Here is a 26098-nt window from a genome sequence, read left to right as displayed (position 1 = left end):
TTTAGGGATGGTACATAATCCAGAAAATACGGACAAAAAAAGCCCTACAGGGCTAATTCGATCTAATGAGATATACTCCATGTTTTCATTCAGAGCCGTATCTGTTGAAATTAACTCCTCCAGCGCCATACGATAAGGTTCACCTAGTTCATTCTGCTGACTAGAGCCAGTAACACCACCTTCCCAACGAAGGAGAGGAACTCGTTGCTTTCATAGTATTACGGGACGGTGCAAGGTTGGATCTGACACAGGTACGTGCGTTTTGTGAGCCACATCTTGCTCCGTACAAATGGCCGACTCAACTGTTCATTGTGGATACTTTGCCCAGAACGGCCGTGGATAAAATAGACAAAAAGCAGTTACGGAAGTATCTATCCTCAATGTTGTCCAACGGGGTGTAATCAAAGAAATACGTTGGTTCAAAAGCAATGAATGTTCAGCAGGTAGGTGCTTTCCTATAGGAACAAACAGCCCTTCAACTTCCTTTGGGAAGTGAAGGGCTGTACGTATCTTAACTAGCATACAGGCGTGCATGAAAATTATAATTACCTCAAAATCGTAGTGGCCTGATTGCCCGCATAATCCTCAATGACCAGCTTCAAAGAGCTGTTGCTGGATGCTGGTGTGAAGGTCAGTTCACTCAGCTTTGTTCTTCCCCGAATGATATACGGGAATTTCTGCGAAACGTAAGTGACGCCGAACTCGCGTGCTACCTCATTTTCATATACATAGATCTTATACCAGTCCTCCAGATCCGGCAGGGCAAGCATGTATTTCCCATCTTTTACCGTGACCTTATCCTTGGCGTATGGTGTAATCTGAAGATCTGCGAGCTGTCCGGTATGGGTAACCGGATTCTGCCCGCCAATGGCGATATTCAGTACATAATGTTCACCGTTGGTCGGAAGTCCGGTCAGAACGGCAGATGATTTTCCTTTTTTGACCTGAAGCGACTTGGTGAAGGGTTCTTTCGTATAATCGGTTTCTAGTGTGAGCTGAATGGACTCGTTGCCTTTACCTTTGTCTTTATTTTTATCCTTATCCGTATTCTTATCTTTATTCTTGCCTGTATCTTTTGCTTTCTTCGGGTTGTTCCAGCTGACAATGGCATCGCCATTCTTTTTGAATTTCACATCAATATTCTGAACGGCTGTGTTCAGATCGTAGGGTAGGACGGTTGCTTCACTTTCGGTACCATCTGCACCAACAGCACGTATGGACAGTTCACCAGAAGGCTGTTTTAGCGATTTAATATAAAAGGTGGAATCATACACGCCGCCAACATAAGCACCATTTTCATATAAATTGTATTGTTTGACCTCTGAATAGTCCTTCATGTCCCAGGCGACAACCAGTTCATCGGTGTTGGTCAGTGCTTTGGCAATATGGAACCCGGTCGGTGCATCCGGTACAGCCGCTGAACCGTCGAATATACGGATCTCACCAATATTCATCTGATAATTCTCAATGGTCTTACCGTTCGGGTCAAAGGATAATCCCATAGCTGCAATAGTCTTGCCTTGATAGGCACTCAGATCCAATGTAGCTGTCTTCCAGCCTTCCGTATGTTGGCCTGAATTAGGCACCTGTACGTTGACTACGTTGGATGGGTCATCTTCAAAGATCAGTCCAACATGCAGGGAAGAAGCATCGCTGGTGGACGGTTTGTTATACGTCAGCTCCAGTTTGGATTGTCCGTTGACAGACAGGTCGGTCTTGTACAGGCGCAGGAAGTTCTCCGCGTTCAGTGTACCGTTTACCACGAGTGAGCTGCCTCCATGGAATGCGCCAATGGAATCGTAGTTGTACCTTGCGCCTTTCTCATAAGATGGGCCATAATCAAAATCGACACTCAGCTTGTCGCCTTCGCTATCCATCCACCATTGCCAGCTAACAGGGATGTCCTGAATGTTGATATTGGACCATTCCTTGTCGTTCGAGACAGCGCCGTCTTCATAATATTTTAGGCCGTGACCCGTATTGAAGTTTGTCGCAAAATTCGAGCCGTTGATGACGGATCGCTCGGTAAGATATGCGGCAATCCCATCCCAGTTTGCGCCGGAAGCATACACATCCGACAGATCGGCAGAAGCATTACGACGCGCATCCGTAGGGTCTTGATTTGGACCAGACCACCAGGCACGATCGCGCACAAAGGTCATCCATTGGTACTGATCCTCCGCACGATGATTCGTACTCCCATCGCCCATCTCTTCATCCAGGGCATTGTGAGTGAAATCTGCACCCAGTGTCGCGATGCTGTTCATCGGTTGACCGTTCTCATCCAGGTTATGGCGCAGGTCATAGGATTGCTTCCAGCGGCCGAATTTGTCATGTCCACCTTCGACACCAGCAAATACGGTTTCCAGTGGATCCAGTCCCAGGCTAAGGGCATGATCACGGGAATCGCGGAGCATCTTGTGGTTCCATACATAATTCAGGAAGATGGAATCCGAGACTCTGCCGAGAACGGAATCCTGTACAAAGGGGCTATTAAGGCCGTTAAATTGGTTCTGGTATTGAATCTTGCCTGTTGTATTGATGGTGGAATCATACCACTGAACGTACAGGCCTTTATCTCTTAGATATTTCATGAATTTCTTGTAGGAAGCGATATCCTCAGGGGCTACACCCCGGGCAACTTCTTCCTGATTGAAGAAGTATCCATCGTAGTTGTAGTACTCTGCCATCTCCGCCAGTTTTTCGGCAACAGGGAAATTACCGTTTTCATCCTGGATCAGCATTTGCTTGTAGGTCTGAGGGCCACGGTCATTGTCCGAGAAAAAGATGTTGGCAATAGATTTGACGCCATTTTTGTGGGCTGCATTGGTATAGGCCGGATTCGGAATATTCAAAATGCCAAACTCGAAGTATTTCTCCGTCCATTCCTTACTGGGGTCGTATAACTCCTCCGGCACTCCGGCAGAAGCCATGCCATGCCAATAGCTGTAGTAGTCTGTATACTGCCAATAATTAAAGAGATATTGGCTGAATTCATTGGTATAAGGTGTGCTATCGAAGAATGCATTGCCGTAATCACCACTCATCGTAAATAGCTGGGTGTCTGGATTAAGCTCAGGATAAGCCTGCGTGGCAGCGAACGGTTCATTACGGGGCTGCAAGGGGACATGGGCACGAAGCAGATCACCATGGATGTCACTTTCAGGTGTCCAGTTCAGAATCTGGGATGAGGTATACCCGTGCTGATAGGGCTGATTCACCCCTTTGGCGCTTTCACCTGTGTAAGGGAGCGTGTCTCCTGCATAAACGGATGATGCAACAACTTGTCCAAGCAATGCCGTAGTCAATACCATGGCAGTTACCTTGGGAATGAGGCCTTTTGGTTTCAGTTTGCGTGTCATGATGTTCCTCCTTCAAGTGGATGAATGGTTGGCATTCTTTTACACAAAGCTAAACTTATGGTTAACGATAGTGGATGAAAGCGTTTTTAAATAGGGTGAAATTAAAGAATCGCTAGTACAAACTAAAGAAAAGTTGCAGGTGACAAGTTAATGTCAGAAGCCTGATGATATAATTCTATATAAGTTGAACGCTCACTTACACGATAACGGAGAGGGCAGAAAAAACCTGAAAAAGCGAAGCTACAAGTTTTCTGTAAGAGAACTACTTCGAAAGCATACACCACACTTAAAAGACAGCATCGGAGGGAACATGCGACTTGAAAATTGTTAGCGTTTACAATAATTTCTTCAAAAATAATATGTTTATGAAAATGCTGCTGATCTTCTCGATGATATCGATTGTCACGATCATTACATTGTCTTATATCATCTTCCTGTCGGTGTCCGACTCCACGATTCGCCGGGAACTGGCGATACAGAAAGCAGCGATGGAACATGTGGATCGTTACATTCATCAGCAGTATGAATCGGTGCAAAACATGGTGAGGGACATGCATCAGAATGAGGCGCTGTCCGCCAACATTACCTACCTGATGAACCACTCCTACGCTGAATATGTTCAGCACATGACGAATGGATATTACGCCAATCAGGACGACTATTCGGCCGATGTGTTAAAACATTTTCAGAACATTATGGATCGCAATTCGCAGATTAACCAACTCATGTTGTATAGCGCCGAGCAGCAGGATCTGTCTACCTTTAATCAACACAAGCAGTTCCGCAAGCTGGACGCCAATGTGGCTCATTCCTATATTCCGGACGTGATGGCGATGGAAACGCCCAATATCAGTGCACCCAATTACTGGATTCGCAAAGAGATTAATCAATGGGACCCTGCGCTTTATTCGATCCGCGTACCGATTAATAATGCACAGACGCTTCGAAATCTGGGACAGTTTCTGGTGTTTTTTGACTCGGAGGGAATCGGGAATGCACTGGATAACTACGAGAGTAATCTGAAGGGAGAAATCGTGGTGTTATCGGCCAAAGGAACAGTCTTGTTCGACTCTAACAATCAGTATTACGGGAAAAAGTACCCTTACGTGAATGTGGCCGATTCCCTGTTTGATCAGACGGATATGGATTCGATGAAAAAGGAGCAGAACATGTATGTGAACAAGTTTGTCTCCGCGGATCAGGGTTATGTGGTCATGGGTACCGTTCCGGTGGAAGAGATGGCCGAGACCTATGCGGGGATTCGCAATACCATCATCTCCATCAGTATCGTCTGTATTCTGTTTGCCGTGTTGGTTCCGGCGTTTTTCATTATTAACTTTGCCAAACGAACCCGTCGAATCATTCGCTTTACCCAAAAAGTAAAATACGGCAACCTGACGGCTCGCATCGACGATCCGCGCGATGATGAACTGGGGCAGATCTCGCATAGCTTCAACGACATGCTGGATGAGCTGAATCTGTACATTGAACGCGTCTACAAAGCCGAGATCAAACAGAAGGAGACCGAACTGGTCGCGTTACAGGCGCGTATCAATCCTCACTTTCTCTACAATACGCTTGAAGTGATTCGGATGAGGGCCATATCCCAGGGGGCGAGAGATGTAGGCGAGATGATCTATAGCCTATCCGTATTGTTCAAGAGTCTGGTACAGCAGAAGAAGAATTACACGCTGAAGGATGAGATGGAAGCTTGCCGCTTGTATCTGGAGTTATTCCGAATTCGCTACAAGGATATTTTCATATATACGATCCAGATGGATGCTGCTTATTATCAACACCCTGTGGTCAAACTTTCACTGCAACCCATTATTGAGAATTATGTCGTGCACGGCATTCAGACGGAACGTTCGGATAACCGATTATCGATTGTAGTGGAAGAGACGGATAATGTGGTGCAGGTGGAGGTCAAAGATAATGGCAAAGGCATTGATCCTGCACGCCTGACGGAAATCCTTGAAGAACTGGAACGTCCAGAAGAGTCTGGTCAGATGTTCGGACTGCGCAGTGTTCATAGTCGATTGCGCTTCCTGTATGGGCCGGAGTTCGGTATCACCATAGAGAGCACCCTCGGTGAGGGAACACGGATCAGGGTGCGTTATCCACATACAGAAGGGACGGGTGTTTAACATGTACAAGGTGTTTATTGTGGACGATGAACCGTTCATCATTGAAGGGTTATACGATATTGTGGATTGGTCTTCATTTGGTATGGAAATTGTGAGCCATGCAGGTAATGGGCAGGCAGCGTTACAAGCGCTCTCCTCGCAGCCTGTGGACATCCTGATCACGGATATTTCCATGCCACTCATGAATGGTCTTGACCTGATTCGGGAAGCAAGGCGATTGCAACCTGAGATGAAAGTCATTATCCTGAGTGGTTTCAATGAGTTCGAATATCTGAAGGAAGGCATGCAGCTGGGGATCGAAAACTATCTGCTCAAACCGATTAATGTGGAAGAATTGGAATCCACGCTGAGCAACACAGCGTCCAAGCTGGATCATACAGTGGCACCTCAAGCCGATGATGCTTATGGCATTCAGATTCTGAAAGATAACATTCTTCATCGATGGCTTACGGGACAGATTGCAGCTACCGAATTTGAGGAACGTGCCCGGTTTATGAACCTTTCTCTGGAAGCCTCGGATGTGGCTGTCGCTATATTGCGTGACAAAGACAAAGGGCAAACATTCGGCATGTTTGAACGTGTGGAGGAGATGCTGAAGGACAAGTCCCATCTGAATGTCTTTCATGACATCGATGGTGATCTCGTCATTGTTGCCAATGTCGACGGTAACGAGGATGAGGAACAGAAGTTAATGGATGGTCTTCAGGCTTTATCCGATGCCATCTCAGTAACACATCCTGCGGTACGTATTGGTGCGGGGAGGTTGATGAAGGGGATATACCATGCGCCGGCCAGTTATGAAGAGGCAAAAAAGGCGCTCCAATACGTGATGATCTATCCCGATCTGAAAGTCATCGACCATGCCATTCTGGATCGTTGCGGCAACTCGGCAGCGTCCTTTTTCATTGACTGGAGGGATTACGCGAAACTGATTCTGTCCCGGAATACAGAACAACTTGCGGACCGGATTCGTATGGATTTTGAACAGCATCGCAATGGACTTACGCCTGGGGAGCTACAGAATACCGCATTGGAAGTGGTGATTCGCTTCAAAATGGAACTGGAAAGCATCAAACACTCGGATGAGTCTGCCATATACCAACAAGGGCTTCAACTTGTATTGGACAGTGGCACTTTTGATGAACTCGTGCGGGCGCTTCAGCAAGTTGCGGCGCAGACGATCCAATCCCTATTGCAGGATCTGAAGAATCCAATTGTGAACCAAGTCCTTCAGCATATCGACAAACACTACGCAGAAGAACTTTCCCTGAAGCTGCTGGGTGCCCACTATCATCTGCATCCGGTGTATTTGGGACAATTGTTCCATAAGGAGACCGGGGAGACATTTGCCGAATACATCAATAAATACCGGATTGAACGTGCGAAGGAACAGCTGCGCAATACCAATCTGAAGGTACATGAGATCGCCCGAAATGTGGGGTACTGGGAGACAGGGTATTTCTATAAACAGTTCCGCAAGTATGTGGGAATTTCACCGACGGATTTCAAGGTGTTTGGTTAATTCGGTGACCAGTAGATCCAACTGTGCGAACGGAGATCCAAGAGACATATCGGGAACAGGAATGGCAGCATGAAGAGCATGCCATACGTTACCCGGCATGTCTCTTTCATGTAAGCGATTTATTTAAACAGGTACAAAATAGTTGTCCAAGGACGATTTCTCTTTAATTTGTACCTCGAAAACTTAAGTTTATCTTCTTTTTGTAAATGCTTTCATTCGATAAGGTTAAAGCAGTTAGTAAGTAGAGCCTAAGGGAACACGAAAAGGGAGGATCAAAGAAATGAGTAAACAAAGAAAACGCTTCTCACTCGTTCTTGCATTGTTAATGGCCGTTACACTTGTTCTTAGTGCCTGTGGAGGAAGCAAAGATGCTTCAGAATCCGGGGGAGCAGGAGATGACGCGGTAGAGTTGATCTGGTATACCATCGGTACCCCTCAGAAAGACGTCAACAAAGTGATGGAAGAAGTCAGCAAGTATACCAAAGAGAAAATTAATGCCACGGTAACAATGAAAATGGTTGACTGGGGTGACTACCCGCAGAAGATGCAGGTTAACGTAGCATCCGGTGAGCCAATGGACATTCTGTTCACCTCTTCCGGTGGATTCGATTATGTACAAAATGCAAGAAAAGGAGCATTCCTTGAACTGGATGACCTGCTTGCTGAATACGGTCAGGATCTCACCAAGACCATTGATCCTGCATTCCTCAGTGGTTCGAAGGTAGACGGACACAATTACGGAATTCCAGCCAACAAAGAGCTGCCTCAACAAGAGGTATGGCGCTTTAACCAAATGCTGGTTGATAAATACAAGCTGGACACCTCTGGTGTCCGTACGTTAGACAGTCTGGAGCCTTTACTGAAAACGATCAAGGAAAACGAGGCAAGTGTAACACCTTTTGCCATGGATAAAAACTATGTTCCTTACGTGCCGTATGACTATGTCATTCAGAATCTGCCGATGGCAATCAAGCTGGATACAACGGACTATAAACTCGTGAACATCTTGGAAACACCTGAAATGAAAGAAGCACTTACGACGATGCACAAATATTACAAAGCCGGTTATGTATCGGCTGAAGCAGCTACAACAGGTTCCACGAACGACCTGACAACATCGGGCAACTGGTTCCTGGATCGTGCACAGACACAGCCGCTCGCGGACAACCAATGGTCTGCAAGTTACGGTTATCAAGTTGTTTCAACACCTGCAAGTGAACCGATTATAACGAATACATCTGTACAAGGTTCCATTATGGCCATCTCGGCCAACTCGGAATATCCAGAGAAAGCGATGGAGTTCCTGAACCTGCTGAATACAGATCCTGTGCTGCGCAATATGGTGGACTCCGGTATCGAGGGTACACACTACAAAAAAGTAGATGACACGCACATGGAAAATCTGCCTGAATCGAAAAACTACGATATGCCTTCATACTCCCTTGGGAATAACATGCTGCTCTATCTGAACAGCAATGACCCGGACAACAAATGGGATGAGTTCAAGAAGTTTAACGCTGAAGGTACCAATTCCCCGATCCTCAGCTTTAACTTTGATTCAAGCAATGTATCTGCCGAACTGACGGCGGTACAGAACGTGAAAGAGCAGTATTGGGCAGCACTGATGACAGGTACACTGGACCCGGCAGCCAATCTGGATCAAGTGATTGAGAAGTTCAATCAAGCCGGACTGGAGAAAGTAATGGCGGAAGCCCAAAGCCAGCTGGATGCCTGGAGAGCAGAAAACAAGTAACAGTACATCGTAAGGATCGGGCGGCTGCTTATCGCGTCCGGTCCTTTTTCATTCAAGCCTGAAGGAGGAACTCCACAATGACTACATTTTTGAAAAACCTGATTAGAAACCGGGTCATGCTGTTCATGGTGCTGCCAGGCGCCATCTGGTTCTTCTTCTTCTCCTACTTGCCTCTTGTGGGTACAGTGGCTGCCTTTAAGGAATATCGGTTCAGCCGTGAAGGGTTCTGGGCAAGTCTGATGAAGAGCGAATGGGTAGGCTGGGACAATTTCAAATTCCTGTTCAGCACAAGTGATGCATGGCTCATTACACGCAACACCCTCTTTTATAACATCGCCATTATCTTCCTGGGACTGGTATTCGCTGTGGCACTGGCAATCCTGCTCTCGGAACTGGTTAACAAACGACTCGCCAAACTGTATCAAACCGGCATGTTTCTGCCGTATTTTCTATCCTGGGTTATCGTTGGTTACTTCGCTTTCAGCTTCTTGAGCATGGACCGCGGGATGTTGAATCAGATTATCGGCTGGTTCGGGATGGAACCGATTCAGTGGTACTCCGAGGCGAAATATTGGCCGTATATCCTCGTATTCGTAGCGTTATGGAAAACGATCGGTTATAGCAGCGTTGTTTATCTGGCTTCCATTCTGGGGATTGATAAATCGCTCTATGAAGCAGCCATGATCGATGGAGCAAGCAAGTGGCAGCAGATTCGTAACATTACGATTCCATTGCTGTCACCCATCATTACGATTATGACCTTGCTGGCCGTAGGCCGCATTTTCTACGCCGACTTTGGACTGTTCTATCAGGTGCCAAGGGATTCAGGTACGCTCTATTCCGTTACGAATGTTATTGATACGTATGTATATCGTGGTTTGAAAACGAGTGGTGAGATTGGCATGAGTACAGCAGCGGGATTGTATCAATCCGTCGTGGGCTTTGTGCTTGTTATAATCTCCAACTATGTGGTCCGCAAAATCGATAAAGACAGCAGTCTATTCTAGGACAAGGGAAAGGAGTGAACCACTATGGCTCAAGCAGGGCTTGTTAAAAAACGTGACTTCCACCACGTATCCAGCGGCTGGAACGTGATCATGAACATCATCGCCGGTCTATTCGCTCTGATCTGTGTATTTCCTTTTATATTTGTAGTCATTATCTCGTTTACGGACGAGAAAGCACTGGCCCGTGATGGGTATCGTCTGATTCCGGCAGAATGGAGTCTTGCGGCATATCAGTTTGTCTGGCAGAGCGGGGACACGCTGCTGCGGGCGTATGGAGTTACCATTTTGGTGACGGTACTTGGTACCATCATCAGTCTGATTCTCATGTCGTTGTATGCGTATGCGATTTCCCGCAAGAGCTTCAGATATCGGAGATTTTTCTCCATCTTTGCGATTCTGACCATGTTATTCAACGGCGGGATGATTCCAACCTATATGGTCGTATCCCAGCTGCTTGGATTAAAAGATACGTTATGGGCATTGATTCTGCCGCTGGCGATGAATGCCTTCTATATTATGATCCTGCGTACATTCTACTCCACAAGTGTACCGGATGCAGTCATTGAATCGGCGAAAATTGATGGCGCCGGTGAGTTCTATACCTTTATGAAAATCGTAATTCCACTCTCCTTGCCGGGACTGGCAACCATCGGGTTGTTCAGTACACTTGGTTACTGGAATGATTGGTTCAATGCGCTGTTGTACATCGATAATCCCAATCTGGTGCCGCTGCAATCGATGTTGATGCGGATTGAGTCGAGCATTCAGTTTATCCAGCAGAACTCTGCTAACAGTTCGATGAGTCTGGCAGCCATGCAGTCCATTCCGCAAGATACATCCCGAATGGCGATGGTTGTACTTGCCACGTTGCCAATTATATTCGCTTATCCGTTCTTCCAGCGTTATTTTGTACAGGGTCTGACGGTGGGCGCAGTCAAAGAATAACCGGATCTTGCTATAGGATTGGAGAGATGCAGATTGATGAATTACAAGGACCAAAGCAAATCCGTAGAGGAACGGGTACAACACTTGCTGAGCCTGATGACTACGGAAGAAAAGGTAGGCCAACTTACACAGCCATTTGGCTGGCAGACCTATACGAATGATCAGGGAAACATTACATTAAATGAATCCTTTAAGCAGCAAGTAGAGAATGGGGGCATTGGCTCCCTCTATGGTGCACTTCGGGCAGATCCCTGGACTGGCGTTACGCTGGAAAATGGACTCTCTGCCAGAGAAGGCGCTGAGGCGGTTAACCTGATTCAACGTTATGCGGTAGAGCATTCCAGACTGGGGATTCCCATCCTGATTGGGGAGGAGTGCTCACATGGTCATATGGCCATTGACGGAACGGTCTATCCCGTTCCCCTTTTGCTGGGGAGTACCTGGAATGTGGATCTATACCGGGAGATGTGCCAGGCAGTAGCGCGGGAGACACGTGCCCAAGGTGGTGCGGTTACCTATTCGCCAGTACTGGATGTTGTTCGTGATCCGCGCTGGGGGCGTACGGAGGAATGTTTCGGTGAAGATCCGTTTCTCATTGGAGAGCTGGCAGTTGCTTCCGTGGAAGGACTTCAGGGTGAAAGTCTTGACCGTGGAGATACAGTAGCAGCAACGCTGAAACATTTTGTTGGTTATGGCAGCTCGGAAGGCGGACGTAATGCTGGGCCTGTACATATGGGCTGGCGTGAACTGCTGGAAGTGGATTTGTATCCATTCCGCAAAGCGGTGGAAGCTGGCGCGGCGTCTATCATGCCAGCGTACAACGAAATTGATGGCACGCCTTGCACCGTGAATACAGAATTGCTGGAAGATGTTTTACGTAAAGATTGGGGCTTTGATGGTTTGGTTATTACGGATTGTGGCGCGATCAACATGTTGGCAAGTGGGCATGATGTCGCGGCGAATGGACTGGAAGCATCGGTGCAGGCGATTGAGGCAGGCATTGATATGGAAATGTCCGGTGAGATGTTCGGGCAATATCTGGTGCAGGCGGTGACAGAAGGCAAGCTTGATGTGCAGGTTCTGGATCAGGCTGTCTCTCGCGTGTTAGCGTTGAAGTTCAGACTGGGCTTATTCGAACAGCCTTATGTGGATGCTGATCAGGCAGCAGAAGTGATTGGCAGTGAGCAGCATATTCAACTGGCACGCCAGTTGGCTGCGGAAGGGGCTGTGCTTCTCAAAAATGAGGCCGACACACTTCCTTTATCGATAGGAAATTTGGGTAGGATTGCCGTCATTGGCCCCAATGCAGACCAGGCTTACAATCAGCTGGGTGATTACACGTCTCCGCAACCGAAGTCGAAAGTGGCGACGGTACTGGACGGGATTCGCGGTAAGCTGGCTAATCGTATGGATGTGCAAACGGAGAAGAGTTCTGTTGGTTTTTTGACTGGTGACAGCAGTGTAGATCAGGTTCTCTATGCACCAGGATGCCGAATCAAAGGTGATTCAAAAGAAGGATTTGAGCGTGCAATCGAAGTTGCCAGTCAAGCGGATACGGTGATTATGGTGGTTGGCGGCTCCAGTGCGCGTGACTTTGGAGAAGGAACAATCGATCTGAAGACAGGCGCTTCCAATGTATCGGATCACTCATGGAACGATATGGAGTGCGGTGAAGGGATCGACCGGATGACGTTGGGGCTTGCCGGAGTACAGTTGGAACTCATTCAGGAGATTCACAAGCTCGGCAAAAAGCTTGTCGTTGTCTACATTAATGGTCGTCCCATCACTGAGCCTTGGGTGGATGAACATGCCGATGCGATTCTGGAGGCATGGTATCCGGGTCAAGAGGGCGGGCATGCCATTGCAGATATTCTATTCGGTGATGTGAATCCGTCAGGAAAATTGACGATCTCCATTCCGAAGCATGTCGGCCAATTACCGATCTATTACAACGGCAAGCGTTCCCGAGGCAAGCGTTACCTCGAAGAGGATTTGGAGCCACGTTATGCATTTGGATACGGACTGAGTTATACCACATTTGAGTACAGTGAACCACAGCTGAGTGATGCATCCATGACAGCGGGTGATTCAGTCACGGTATCTGTGAATGTGACCAACACCGGCCCTTATGCAGGTGCAGAAGTTGTACAGATGTACATCTCTGACGTGGTCAGTTCACTGACTCGCCCGGCCAAGGAACTGAAGGGGTTTGCAAAAGTGAACCTGGAGCCTGGAGAGACACAAACCGTGGAATTCCAAATTGGAGCGGAGCAGTTGCAGTATATTGGTCGTGACTTGAAGCCTGTCGTTGAACCGGGACAATTCCATATTCATATCGGCAGCTGCGTTAACGATACGCAAATGGCCGAACTGACCGTAAGGGAGGCGTAAGACATTGGAACGTATCAGACGATTTATTCGCGAGTTGTCCGAACATCAGTGGCTGGAGCAATTACAGCTGCGTAGCTGGGACATTACCCGCGCTTATTATAATGTGCCAGGACAGTATAAGGATCATGGTGAGTACCCCGAAGGGCAAGATTTTGAGCGTTTTCCGAGCAAACAGGGAACGACTTATTTTTTTAGAACACGTTTGGAGATCCCTGCTACATGGCAGCAAGCACCTTATGGGCTTGTATTTGAGACAGGCGGAGAAGGTTTGCTTCGGGTAAATGGGCACTCTTATCAGGGCCTTGACCGCAATCATACCTACGTCACGCTTGATCCATCCAAAGTCGGAAACGCTCCGGAACTTGAGATTGAGATGTTTGATCCGGTACCTGAACCTGTGGACCCCTTGAATCAACAGGCGGTTATTCAGCCGCCGATCACATCAATTACGAGCCTGCTGGTGAGACCAAATGAAGCGGTTCGTAGTCTGATGTATACCGTCATTATTGTGCGTGATTCGGCTGTGTTGCTACCGGAAAGTGACTTTCGGCGGGTTCGCCTGTTAGAACTGGTGTATCGTGCGATGGATCAATTTGTAGGCATGTCAGCAGAAGAGATTGAGCAGGGAGAGGGTATTCGTCAGATTGAGAATAATCTGAAGCATCATGTGCGTGAGATTGGCGGAAACGCGGAAGGTCTGGAGCATATGGTGGGACAATCCCATATTGATATTGCCTGGCTGTGGCCTGTGCGCGAGACCGTACGTAAGACTAGCCGTACCTTCTCCACCGTGGATGCTCTCATGAATGAATATCCTGACTATGTGTATTCGCAGAGCCAACCCTTGTTATATGCATTTTTGAAAGAGCATGACCCTGAGCTGTACGCGCGGGTGAAGCAGCGGATTGTAGAAGGTCGCTGGGAGCTTGTGGGCGGCATGTGGGTTGAGCCGGATCTGAACATCCCGAGCGGGGAGTCCCTGATTCGCCAGATGTTATATGGTCAGCGTTTCTATATGGAGGAGTTTGGCAAAACATCACAGATTGAATGGTTGCCGGATACGTTTGGGTATTGTGCCTCCCTGCCACAGATTTTGAAACATGGCAATGTGGAGTATTTCATGACCACGAAGCTCGGATGGAACGACACAAATGTGTTTCCATATGATCTCTTCCACTGGGTGGGCATTGACGGCACACCGATCCTGTCTTACCTCAATCATGGTGTTAATGAGAACACCCTGCCAAAAGACATTCACGACCATTGGCAGTCCTACCGGGAGAAAGCAGCGCATCCGGAGCACATGCTTCTATACGGACACGGAGATGGCGGAGGCGGGGTAACACGCGAGATGCTGGAGTATGTCGATCGTGCAGACCTGATGGTTGGGCAGCCCGCCAGTCGATACAGCACAGCTGGAGCTTTCTTTGCCGGAGTTGAAAAGGAACAACCTGTACTTCCGAAGTGGCATGGTGATCTATATCTGGAATTACATCGGGGAACCTACACGACACATGCGCGCAATAAGCGCAACAATCGGAAAGCGGAGGTTCTGTATCGAGAAGCTGAGCTGTGGAACACACTCGCTCTGCCAGATATGGAGGCGAATACCGAAGCTGAAATGCGTTCAGCACTGCATGACGGCTGGAAATTGATTTTGCTGAATCAATTCCACGATATTATACCGGGATCGGCGATTACGGAATCCTACGTCACTTCGAATGAAGAATATGTACAGGTATTTGAATTGGGCAGAACCGGACTGGATCAAGGCATTGCAGCATTGACTAACGGTATCAACACAGAGGGACCGGAAGGTTCATTAGCCTATGTTGTATTCAACAGCCTGGGCTGGAAACGCAGTGCAGTTGTTCAGCTTCCTGTGCAGGATGGCTTGGATCGCTACGGCATCGATGAAAAAGGCCAGCGCTTGCGGATGGATCGGGAGGATGGCAGTATGTCTATTCTCGTGACAGACATTCCGGCGTTTGGATATAAGACGATTTGGCTGGTACCGGAAAATACAAGGGAAACGAATGTACGGGAAATGACCACCCTTGCCGCACAACCAACCTTTATTGATACATGGGATACCGCTCTTTATCATATACAGTTCAACGAACGCGGGGAGATCACCCGTCTGTGGGATAAGACCGCGGAGCGCGAGATGCTGAAGCCGGGTGAACGTGGCAATCAACTTCACTTCTTCCACGATCGCCCAACGCTCTGGGACGCATGGGATATCGACAGTCGTTATGAGGAACAGATTGCTGGCGAAGTGGAACTGTTGGAGAAAAAGCTGGTGCTGGCGGGTACAACAAAGGATGTCCTGCGCTTCCGGTGGAAGCTACATCAATCGGTGATCACACAAGATATCGTCTTATATCACGACTCACGGCGAATTGACTTCCAGACACAGGTGGACTGGAATGAAGATCACAAACTTCTGAAAGTTGGCTTCCCGATGGATGTGGTGACCTCCAAGGCCACATTCGAGATTCCGTTTGGCACACTCGAACGTCCAACACATCGCAACACAAGCTGGGAACAAGCCCAGTATGAGGTCTGCGGACATCGCTTCGCAGATGTATCCGAATATGGATACGGCGTGAGTTTGCTCAACGACTGCAAGTACGGGTATGACGTGCAGGGAAGTACCATTCGTTTGTCCTTGCTGCGAGCACCAAAATGGCCTGACCGTACGGCTGATCTGGGAGAACATGAATTCACATATTCCCTGTACCCGCACGACGGAGACTGGAGAAACGCACACACCGTACGTCAGGCAGCTGAACTGAACACGGAAGTGGTCGTGCAACAAGTAGAGCAAAAACAACAGGCACAGCAAGTACAAACGATGGAACAGATGCAACAGAGGGATCAATTAGAACAAAGCGCAGGGGCTGAAGTATATCCAACCGCAGATACAACGGCAACTGCCGCACACTTACGTCCAGCAACAGGCTCCTGGATTAACTTGAGCAGCAATCACGTCATTCTGGATACCATCAAAATGGCAGAGGATGGACACGGCACCGTGCTGCGTTTTTATGAATCTTCAGGCAAACGCGAAAACATCACATTGCAGTGGCCACATGCGTTCGAGCAAGCATATCACTCCAACGCACTGGAAGAACCAATCAAACCACTGGCCCACACGAACGGCCAGATTACACTATCTTTTAAACCCTACCAAATACAAACCGTGCTACTGCGGTAAACCTTTTTGAAATATTTTTGAGCTATGCATGTCCAGCTCTTTATTCACACGTTAACGGAGAGGACAGAAATAACCAGAAGAAGCGTCAGCGTTCGCCTAAAAGCTTTCTGAAAGAAAGCTACATCGGAAGCATACGCTATCCCCATATTTCCCCTGTAGAGAAGGGAATCGAAGAAATCTGGGGATAACAGCGATCGGAGGATATTTCTGACCGCGCAGTGGTCCCGTGTAAATTTTTTGTTTCATCTTCTATAGCTACACCATTCAATTTGTTTAAGGAGTTGCACTCATCCATGGAACAGTTTAGATTACCCAAAATACCCATGCCGCCTGTTGCTTTGCCACAATCCATTCAGGCCGTGCTCGAAGAAGCAGAACAGAAACTGGCTCACAGGCCAAAGCTGCTACAATTATTCAAAAACTGCTTCCCCAATACCATTGAAACAACCACCAAGTTGATGGAGGACGGTACCACTTTTGTCATCACAGGAGATATTCCGGCTTCCTGGCTGCGTGATTCGGTGGAGCAGGTCGTACACTACATTCCGTTTGCAAAAGAAGACGAGGACCTGCAACGCATCATTGGCGGGCTGATTAAACGTCATATCCAGTATGTTCACATCGATCCGTATGCCAATGCTTTCAATGAGACGGCCAATGACTGGCACTGGAACACCACGGACGAAACCGACATGTCACCTTGGGTGTGGGAACGCAAATTCGAGATCGATTCATTATGTTTCGTTGTGCGGCTCGCCTATTTATATTGGAAGGAAACCGAGCTGACCGACATTTTTGACTCCAGTTTCAAGGCAGCGATGCGTAAAATCGTGGATCTGTTCAAAGTCGAACAGCATCACATGGAACAATCTCCATATCGCTTCACTCGCAATAACGGCATCCCGACAGACTCCCTGCGCAATCACGGAAAAGGTATGCCGGTCAACTACACGGGTATGATCTGGTCCGGTTTCCGTTCCAGTGATGATGCGTGTGATTTCCACTACAACATTCCAGGCAACATGTTCGCAGTGGTCGCTTTGCGCCAAATGCAGGAATTTGCCGAGTGGGTGTTCCGGGATATGGAACTTTTGCAGGAATTGAAGGATCTGGAGCAGGACGTGGATCACGGCATTCAGCTGTATGGAATTTATCGTCATCCGGAATTTGGACCGATCTATGCGTACGAGACGGACGGTTATGGCAACCACTGTCTCATGGACGATGCCGGTACACCGGGACTCATGTCCATTCCATATCTGGGTTACGTCACAGCGGATGATCCGATCTACCAGAATACGCGCCGCTTCGCTCTGAGCAAAGAGAACCCGTTCTATTATGAGGGCAAGGTTGCCAAAGGAATCGGTAGCCCGCACACCCCGCCGAATTATATCTGGCATATGGGTTTATCTATGCAGGGACTGACTGCGAATTCTGCCGAAGAGAAACTGGAGATTATCCGCATGCTCGAAGCGACAGATGCAGATACCGGGTATATGCATGAAGGCTTCCACGCCGATGATCCAACGATTTTTACACGAAAATGGTTTGCATGGTCCAACAGCTTGTTCTCCCAGTTGGTCTATAAATCCATGAAGGATGGCCTGTTATGAGTATCCAACCTAAGGATCAAAAGCTGATTATCTTCGCTGACCCAGCGTTTCCAGTGGATGGGACTTTTCCAACTGAACAGGCTCTGAATACATGGGAAGCAGTCGAAGAGATTACTGTTGTAAACGCTGAAGAACTTGCAGAGGTGTTGAAAGCCACAGCAGGTGAAGGATGTCTGGTGAATCTGCATGCACCCTATTTCCCCAAGTCCGCCTGGACGGAGATTGCGGCTTACTTGCATCAGGGCGGAAGCTTGATCAGTGTGGGGGGCGCACCCTTTAAACGTCCAGTTCGATATGAGAATGGCGCATGGGTCGTCGAGTCCGAGCAGACCGCGTATCATCAGGAACTCTACATTCATGAGGCGTTGAACGTATCTGCTGCCGGTGTGCAATCGTTCACTTCATCTGAACAGATCCCGCTTCTGGCCGGCAAAGAAGGACTTTTCGAGATTTCAGATACATGGAATCTGGTTCCGCATACGACCAAAAACAGTGATTTGCCGCACCAGATGGGTTCAGCAGGCACGATGAGTACACAGATTCACTCTTTGCTTCGCGGGATCAACAAAGATGATCGAAGCATTGCTGCTCCAATCGTCCTATGGGAAAACTCCCGCGGGACTTTCGTTGGTTCGCGCTGGATGTTCGTACATCTGCCGTTGACCACCTCGTTTTGGGAGCAGGATGGCGCAGACGAGATGGTGAAATGGGCACAATTCTGTGCGCAAGGTGTAACCGAGTTATCCCTGAAAACGAATTATGCTTCGTATGAGCCAGATGAGCGGGCAGTACTCACACTTCAAGGCCAGATTTTACAGCGAGCAGGCAACAGATGTACAGCGTCTGAGCTGTGGACATTCGACATAACAGTGGAGCATGAGAATCGCACTAATGGCATGGCAGAAAAGGTATGGAGCCATCGACTGGAGATGGAACTTTCGGGTGAACAGCGTTTCGAACGCATACTTCTCCCGGTTTCCATTGAAAGTGGATTGTATCGGATTGTGTGCCGTGCACAGGCACCTGATGGGGAAGTTCGGACATTGCGCCAAGGCTTCTGGGGACAGGATGCCGAATTGCTGGCTGAAGGGGAAGTAATCACCCGCAGCAGAGATTATTTTGTAAAAGACGGACGACCTCTCCCTGTTGTAGGTATGACCTATATGACCTCGGATGTGGCACGGAAATTTCTGTTTTTGCCGAACGCGGATGTCTGGGATCGAGACATGGCTCAGATGGCGAAAGCAGGGATCAACTGGATTCGGACGGGAATCTGGACGGCCTATCGCAACATGATGCAGGTGGACGGTCATATGGCAGAGGATGTACTGCGTGCCATTGATGCTTTCCTGTTAACGGCGAAACGCCACGGCTTACAGGTCACGTTTACCTTCTTCTCCTTTACACCGGAGACATGGGAGGGAACGAATCCGTATCTGGACCCGCAGAGTGTGGAAGCACAGAAACGTTTCATCCGCAGCATCGTCAGTCGTCACACACATACAACACATGTGGATTGGGATCTGATTAATGAGCCATCGATGTTTGATCCGGTGCGCATCTTCTCGGCTGGCCCACGCTCGGCGAGGGATACGTATGAACAGAAAGCCTTTGTCGAGTGGCTTCAGCAGCGTCATGAGACGATAGAAACGTTGCAGGAGGCATGGAACATGTCACCGAAGCAGCTTCCCAACTTTGCAGCCGCGGTCATCCCTGAGCCGGAAGAGATTAATTTTGATGTACAGGATATGCACAAGGCCAAAAAAGGAACGCGCTGGCTCGACTATTGTCTCTTCTCCATGGAGATGCACAATGTTTGGGCAAGAGAGCTTGTAGGTACGATCAAGGATCTGGTACCCGACCATCTGGTCACCGTGGGACAGGACGAAGCCCTTGGTGCGCAGCGTCCTTCGCCGTTCTTCTATGAACGTGAAGTGGACTATACAACGGTGCATTCCTGGTGGTTAAACGATGATCTGATCTGGGACGGCATTTTCGCCAAAACGCCACATAAGCCCAATCTCATTCAGGAGACGGGCATCATGTATGTGGAAACCCCGGATGGACGAGCCAAACGTACGGAAGAGGAGCTTCGCGGCATTCTCGAACGCAAGTACGCCTATGCTTTCTCGACAGGCGGTGCAGGAGCAGTGCAGTGGATCTGGAACACCAACTTCTATATGGATAATGCCAATGAGTCTCATATCGGGGCGCTGCGTGCAGATGGCACGGAGAAGCCGGAGGCAGATGTGTCTTATGATTTTGGACGATTCATGCATGGCATTCGTGATCTCTTTGAAGACCGCGAGCTGGAGGATATTGCAGTGGTGTTCCCGTATTCCAATGACTTCTCCAACCGTGCCTTGGCCTATGATGCCACAACAAAGCTGACCCGTGTAATGTCCTATGATCTGAAACTGCCATTCCGTGCGTTATCCGAATATCATCTGGAAGCGTTGGAGCAGCAGCCACCGAAGCTGATTATCGTGCCGAGTCCGCATAATATGGACAGCGACGCACTGCATCAATTGCTCACGTTTGCGGAGAAGGAAGGTACAAGTCTGCTCATCACTGGACCACTGGGGCTGGATGCATACTGGAAGGCAACTGACCGGGCAGATCATATCGTAGGCAAACGCAGTCTGGGTAACGTGCAGCGGGAAGAACTGCTGAATATTAATGGCGTGAATCACCGGGTGACCTATGGACGGCGTCGTATCGCCGAGGTGGCGAAGGAGACTTTGCTTCATGGGAATAAGAGTACACCAGATGAAGTAACCGTTCTGCCTTTGGGAAAAGGGAAATTAATCTGGACCCCACTACCGCTCGAGTTAAATGGACGGGATGAACCACTTGCTGAATTGTATCATTATGCCACTGAAATTTCGGGCGTCGAACAGGAGCTGGAATGGATATCCGGTGGGGATATCGCAGGAATCTACGGACGGAAGCTGAGTTTTCCAAAAGGCAATCTGTATGTATTTGTATCGGAGTTTGCCTTGAACCATGAAGTTCATGTGAGAGATCAACGCACGGGTCTATCGTACTCGTTCCAATTGGAGAAAAATCGTTCGGTGCTGTTTGCCACAGATGCTTCCGGAAAGTTGAATGCCGTATATCGCCCGGATGAGGTTGAGATTATACAACAAGAGGAAAGAGGTGGCGTAACACAATGACCAAACGGACAAACAAGTCGAAAAGAGCACACATTATTTCGCATACCCACTGGGATCGGGAATGGTACTTGCCGTATGAGAAGCACCATATGCGTCTCATTCAGCTCGTGGATTCACTATTGGATCAGCTGGATGAGGGATCAGAGTACAAAAGCTTTTATTTGGATGGACAAACGATAATCATCGATGACTATCTTCAGGTTCGCCCGGAGCAGAAGGAACGACTGGAGAAGCATATCCGCAATGGACGGATTGTGATTGGACCATGGTACATTTTGCAGGATGCCTTTCTGACGAGTGGAGAAGCCAATGTGCGCAACATGCAGGTTGGCCATAAGGACGCCAAGCGTTACGGTACCCCTTCAAAAATTGGTTACTTTCCCGATACATTTGGATTGGTCGGACAGACCCCGCAGCTGATGCAGCAATCGGGCATTGATAATGTGTTCTTTGGCCGTGGTGTGAAGCCTACGGGCTTCAATAATACGGTATCGGATGCCGGATATGAATCAAGCTTCTCGGAGCTGATGTGGGAAGGGCCAGACGGATCGAAAGTGCTCGGCGTATTGTTTGCCAACTGGTATTCCAACGGGAATGAAGTTCCGGTAGACGAGGCTTCGGCCCGAAAGTTCTGGGAAACCAAGCTTGCCGACGCGGAGAAATATGCATCCACGAATGAGTTGTTATACATGAACGGATGTGACCACCAGCCGATTCAGCGAGACCTGCCAGAAGCAATCCGTATGGCTGAGCAATTATATCCCGATATCGAGTTCGTTCACTCGAACTTTCCAGATTATCTGACTGCCCTGAGAGCATCGGCTGAACATGAGTTGTCCACGGTTAAAGGAGAACTGCGCAGCCAGCGTACCGATGGCTGGGGGACCCTGGTGAACACTGCCTCGGCTCGTGTATATCTGAAACAGATGAACCAGCTGGGCCAGACCATGCTGGAAAAGGTGGCTGAACCCTTGGCATCCTATGCCTATCTGCTTGGGCATGCCTATCCACATGATCAGCTCACATATGCCTGGAAAACGCTCATGCAGAATCACCCGCATGACAGCATCTGTGGATGCAGTGTGGATGAGGTGCATCGCGAGATGGTGACGCGATTTGATAAGAGTCGCCATGTGGCAGAAGCATTAATTGAGGACAGCACCAACCAGATTGCCGCAGCCGTGGATACCTCCATATTTGAGCGTTACGGTGAGGGTGCTAGGCCTGTTGTGGTGTTTAATACAACGGGCTGGGAACGTAGCGGTGTGGTTCAGATAAAACTGGACGCGGCTCGGTTGTATTTCCGGGAAGGATATACGCTGGAAGAGATGGCGGTGCAGATGAACGCTGTTGACCTGTCAGATCGTATCCTTGTAGATGAAGAAGGTACGCAGATTCCATGTACGGTGGAAGATCTGGGTCTGCAATTTGGCTATGATCTGCCGGATGATCGCTTCCGCCAGCCGTATAGCTGTCGGCGTGTTCGTATTCGTTTTGAAACAGAGAATGTAGCTGCATTTGGCCTGAAGACCTATGCATTGGTCAACTTTACGGATGCCGCAACGAGTGGTATTCCATCACAAACGACTACCTTGTTGCGTGGTGAACGTGGCATGGAAAATCAACATATGATCGTCACCATTGCAGACAATGGTTCATTCACTCTCACGGATAAAAGGACAGGCCGGACTTACAAAGACCTTGGCGTGTACGAAAATGTGGGCGATATCGGTAATGAATACATGTTCAAACAGCCAGAGAACGAAGTAGCGTTGACCACAGAAGCGCTTCAGGCAGAGATTCGGATTCTTGAGGATACATCCTACTCGGCCTCGTTCGAAGTCATTCATCATTGGGAAATACCGGAGTCAGCGGATGAGACGCTGGATAAGGAACAGAGAGAACTGATTTATTATCCACATCGCACAGCCCAGCGTTCAACTAAAATGATTCCCCTCCAGATCCGTACGGTCATATCACTAAGCCGTAGTGGAAAAGGAGTGCAAATGGAGACCACCTTCAACAATCAGGCGAAGGATCATCGGGTACGCGCCCTTTTCCCAACAGATCTTGTATCTGCTGTTCATCATGTGGACTCCATGTTTGAAATTGCGACACGTGATAACACACCCGCACCGGAGTGGCAAAATCCAAGCAATACACAACATCAACAGAGTTTTGTGGATGTGAGTGAAAAAGATGCGGGATTGGTCGTGGCCAATCTGGGTCTGAACGAATATGAAGTTCTTCAGGATGGACGCAACTCCATCGCCGTTACGTTGCTTCGTGCTGTGGGCGAACTCGGAGACTGGGGATTGTTCCCGACACCGGAAGCACAATGCCTTGGTGAACATACATTTCAGATCGAGATTATCCCTCACGATGGCAATGGTGCAGCGTCAGGTGCATATATGGAGGCCTACCAGTTCCAAGTTCCGTGGACTTTGGCACAGACTGAAGTACACCCGGGTTATCTGACACCTAGCAGCACACCATGGGCATGGCAAGGAGACGGCTTGGCTTTTTCTTCACTCAAGGTGAATGAAGACTCCGGTGATGTGATGCTCCGCTGGTTCAATATGACCACTGACTCTGCCACGTTGAAGCTCGCAACATCGCAAGCAAATCCACAGCCATTCGAAACGGCATACAAGAGCAACATACTGGAGGAAGAGGGTGAGATGCTTCATGCCCGCAGCATAGAGGAGGCATCGACATTATCATTTGCCAGTAAGGAATGGAACATACAGACAGGTTCATGCGAGATCATCACTGTCGGCTTGCGCCGCTAATCGAGGTTGAAAAACAGACTTTTAAACTCGCACTAAAAGGTACAGGACTGCAAGTATACGATGAACCAGGCATTATGTATGGTGGTGGAAGGGTTACGCTATTTACCAGATGTATCTGTTGAGTTATTGGTTGTTTTTCTATAGAATGAACAGTAGAATTGCAAACGATCGAAAGTTCCTATGCCATCAACATGGCTAGGGGAACACTTCAATTGTTCATTCTATATTGAAACATTAAGGGGGCTTGAAGCCATGGAATCCTTGGGAGGACTGCTTCAGCAGCTGAACCCTGCCTTTCGTGAGCAATCGCGGCGGATTGCGGCGGAATTGATGGAAAATCCGTACGTACGCGAATTCCGCGCAGGTCATCCTGAACTGCAAGATGCACAGCTCATGACCGATCTGAGCAAGCTGTTTCAGTACGCCAAAGACTCAAAGAACTGTGCGAATTGTCCGGGACTCGACAACTGTCCTAACGATTTTCAGGGCCACTTTTGCAAACTGGAAGTAGAACATTTTAACGGTAAACCCGAAATCATAGATATAAAAGCACCTTGTTCCAAACATGTCGCCCGGCAAAATGAACATATCATTAAGCAACGCATTCGCAGTTTCTATGTGGACGAGCGTGCGCTCAGTGCCGGATACAACGACGTGGAGATCATGGGCAAGGATCGGATGCGTGCTCCGGCAGTGAATCAGGTGCTTCGTTATATTAGGGAGACCAAGGAGAACGGATTATCTCCGCAAGGACTATTCCTGGAAGGGACATTCGGGACGGGTAAGACGTTTCTGATGTGTTATCTGCTGCATGAACTGGCGGTGGCAGGCCACACGGGTGTCATTATTTACATGCCTGACTTTGTGGAGGATCTGAAATCCATGATCAGTGAAGGGCAGAAGCTGAAGGAAATGACGGATGTTCTGAAAAGTTGTGATCTACTCATCTTTGATGATATCGGTGCTGAGAATCTGAACCCTTGGGTTCGGGATCATGTGATGGGGTCCATTCTGAACTATCGGATGAATCGCAAACCAACGTTCTATACGTCCAATTACAATCTGGATGGGCTTGAGAAACATCTTAGCTTCACCAATCGGGACGGCGAGGAAATGAATAAAGGCCAGCGTCTCATGGACCGGATTCGTCCATTCGTGGATGTCATCTCTGTTCGGGGTGAGAATCAGCGCGGCAAACGTTAACCGGTAATTCTTTTGGTCTGATCGGCAAAATGTACTTTTTACATTATAAGTAGTCCCAAAAAAAGCCTGGCTTTCGCATTGTCGCGAAAACCGGGCTTTTCTGGTCCTGCGTGAGCCTGAGTAACCTATTCGGTGAGGAATTTGAAGATAACCATACCGAAAAAGATTACTGTCATCAGGCCGGCCATGCCGGCGACACCCGCGATCAGATCAAACAGATCGTTGCGGGGTTCCTCGTTCACATGTTCACGCGGGTCGCTGATCCGCACATTTGCATCCATGTTATTGCCTCCTTATGGGGAATGACAGCTTGGCCTGAAGCGGCTGCAAACCCGGAGTAATTTTAGTATACTTGGAAAAGAAAGCGTTTGTAAAGATTTTGCAGTGGGTATGCCACATCCTGTAATTGTGAAGATTTGATGTTGGGAAGATGAACATTGCAGCGTTCAATTCACAAGTTTAATGTACCTGTGTTATACTGGAAGTGTCGTTCACGACGTTACAGGTTAAAATAAAACCGTAAGTATATATAAGGAGGACAATTTCATGGCTATTGTTAACGTATCCGATCAATCCTTCAACGCTGAAGTAGAAGGCGAAGGAACGGTTCTTGTTGATTTCTGGGCGCCTTGGTGTGGTCCTTGTAAAATGCTCGCTCCAATCCTGGAAGAGCTGTCCACAGAAGTTGGCGATGCAGTGAAAATTGCTAAAGTTAACGTGGATGAAAACCCGGAATCTGCTTCCCGCTTTGGCGTAATGAGCATTCCAACTTTGATCTTCTTCAAAGATGGTCAACCGGTAGATAAAGTGGTTGGTCTGAACTCGAAAGATGCGCTCAAAGGAATTATCGAAAAACACCAATAAGTTACAGGCTTTCACATACGCCTCCGGTTTACATACCGGGGGCGTTTTGCGTCGAATACCTTTATATAGGACAATATAAAGTATACTATTTATATAAAATGAA

Annotated in this window: 14 protein-coding genes and 1 pseudogene; 13 read left to right on the top strand and 2 right to left on the bottom strand. The window is 48.3% G+C overall.

Translation table 11 applies throughout. The features are described 5' to 3' along the window. Positions 1-194: 194 nt before the first annotated feature. Positions 195-401: pseudogene (locus AB4111_RS23380) on the top strand (AMP-binding enzyme); the annotation flags it as partial. Positions 402-545: 144 nt separating this feature from the next. Here AB4111_RS23380 and AB4111_RS23375 read toward each other — a convergent pair. Beyond that, a complete protein-coding gene (locus AB4111_RS23375; RefSeq protein WP_442033427.1) occupies positions 546-3362 on the bottom strand; it encodes an endo-beta-N-acetylglucosaminidase in 2817 nt (938 codons plus the stop codon). Between the two features lie 317 nt (positions 3363-3679). Between AB4111_RS23375 and AB4111_RS23370 the strand changes: the two genes are divergently transcribed. From AB4111_RS23370 to dnaI, 11 genes are all read left to right on the top strand, one after another. Further along, positions 3680-5509 carry a sensor histidine kinase gene (locus tag AB4111_RS23370; RefSeq protein WP_442033426.1) on the top strand — a complete coding sequence of 610 codons (1830 nt, stop codon included), beginning with the start codon at positions 3680-3682 and terminating at the stop codon, positions 5507-5509. A gap of 1 nt (position 5510) precedes the next feature. Continuing rightward, positions 5511-7031, top strand: a complete 1521-nt coding sequence (locus AB4111_RS23365; RefSeq protein WP_442033425.1) for a response regulator — start codon at positions 5511-5513, stop codon at positions 7029-7031. A 280-nt stretch (positions 7032-7311) separates the two neighbouring features. Then, the gene (locus AB4111_RS23360) at positions 7312-8784 is read left to right on the top strand and encodes an ABC transporter substrate-binding protein (protein WP_307542343.1); all 1473 of its coding nucleotides are present in this window, start codon (positions 7312-7314) and stop codon (positions 8782-8784) included. 77 nt (positions 8785-8861) lie between these two features. After that, on the top strand, positions 8862-9791 hold the full coding sequence (locus AB4111_RS23355; protein WP_307542345.1) for an ABC transporter permease: 930 nt from the start codon (positions 8862-8864) through the stop codon (positions 9789-9791). A 24-nt stretch (positions 9792-9815) separates the two neighbouring features. After that, on the top strand, positions 9816-10736 hold the full coding sequence (locus AB4111_RS23350) for a carbohydrate ABC transporter permease (RefSeq protein ID WP_062837930.1): 921 nt from the start codon (positions 9816-9818) through the stop codon (positions 10734-10736). 36 nt (positions 10737-10772) lie between these two features. Continuing rightward, complete coding sequence (locus tag AB4111_RS23345) at positions 10773-13127, top strand: glycoside hydrolase family 3 N-terminal domain-containing protein (RefSeq protein WP_442033497.1); 2355 nt, start codon at positions 10773-10775, stop codon at positions 13125-13127. 4 nt (positions 13128-13131) lie between these two features. Then, a complete protein-coding gene (locus AB4111_RS23340; protein WP_442033424.1) occupies positions 13132-16347 on the top strand; it encodes an alpha-mannosidase in 3216 nt (1071 codons plus the stop codon). 293 nt (positions 16348-16640) lie between these two features. Then, entirely contained in the window at positions 16641-17960 is a 1320-nt protein-coding gene (locus AB4111_RS23335) for a glycoside hydrolase family 125 protein (RefSeq protein WP_442033423.1), read from the top strand. Continuing rightward, positions 17957-21136: a beta-galactosidase gene (locus AB4111_RS23330; protein WP_442033422.1), complete on the top strand. Its 3180-nt coding sequence runs from the start codon at positions 17957-17959 to the stop codon at positions 21134-21136. The genes AB4111_RS23335 and AB4111_RS23330 overlap by 4 nt, the downstream gene beginning before the upstream one ends. Continuing rightward, positions 21133-23928, top strand: coding sequence for an alpha-mannosidase (locus AB4111_RS23325; RefSeq protein WP_442033421.1), 2796 nt, complete (start codon positions 21133-21135; stop codon positions 23926-23928). Before AB4111_RS23330 ends, AB4111_RS23325 begins: the two co-directional genes overlap by 4 nt. Before the next feature lie 252 nt (positions 23929-24180). After that, a complete protein-coding gene (gene dnaI / locus AB4111_RS23320) occupies positions 24181-25131 on the top strand; it encodes a primosomal protein DnaI (protein ID WP_253440604.1) in 951 nt (316 codons plus the stop codon). A gap of 125 nt (positions 25132-25256) precedes the next feature. Here the strand turns inward: dnaI and AB4111_RS23315 are convergent, their stop codons facing one another. Further along, entirely contained in the window at positions 25257-25412 is a 156-nt protein-coding gene (locus AB4111_RS23315) for a hypothetical protein (protein ID WP_017692450.1), read from the bottom strand. Between the two features lie 265 nt (positions 25413-25677). On the opposite strand from AB4111_RS23315, the gene trxA reads away from it, so the two are divergent. After that, positions 25678-25995 (top strand): thioredoxin, encoded by a 318-nt coding sequence (gene trxA / locus AB4111_RS23310; protein ID WP_036605788.1) that lies wholly within the window; start codon positions 25678-25680, stop codon positions 25993-25995. Positions 25996-26098: the final 103 nt, after the last annotated feature.

Source organism: Paenibacillus sp. 2KB_22, assembly GCF_052115745.1.
In the GTDB taxonomy this organism is placed as follows: domain Bacteria; phylum Bacillota; class Bacilli; order Paenibacillales; family Paenibacillaceae; genus Paenibacillus.
The sequence above is the reverse complement of the archived record's forward strand: the minus strand, read 5'-3'. Positions and strand labels throughout refer to the sequence as shown.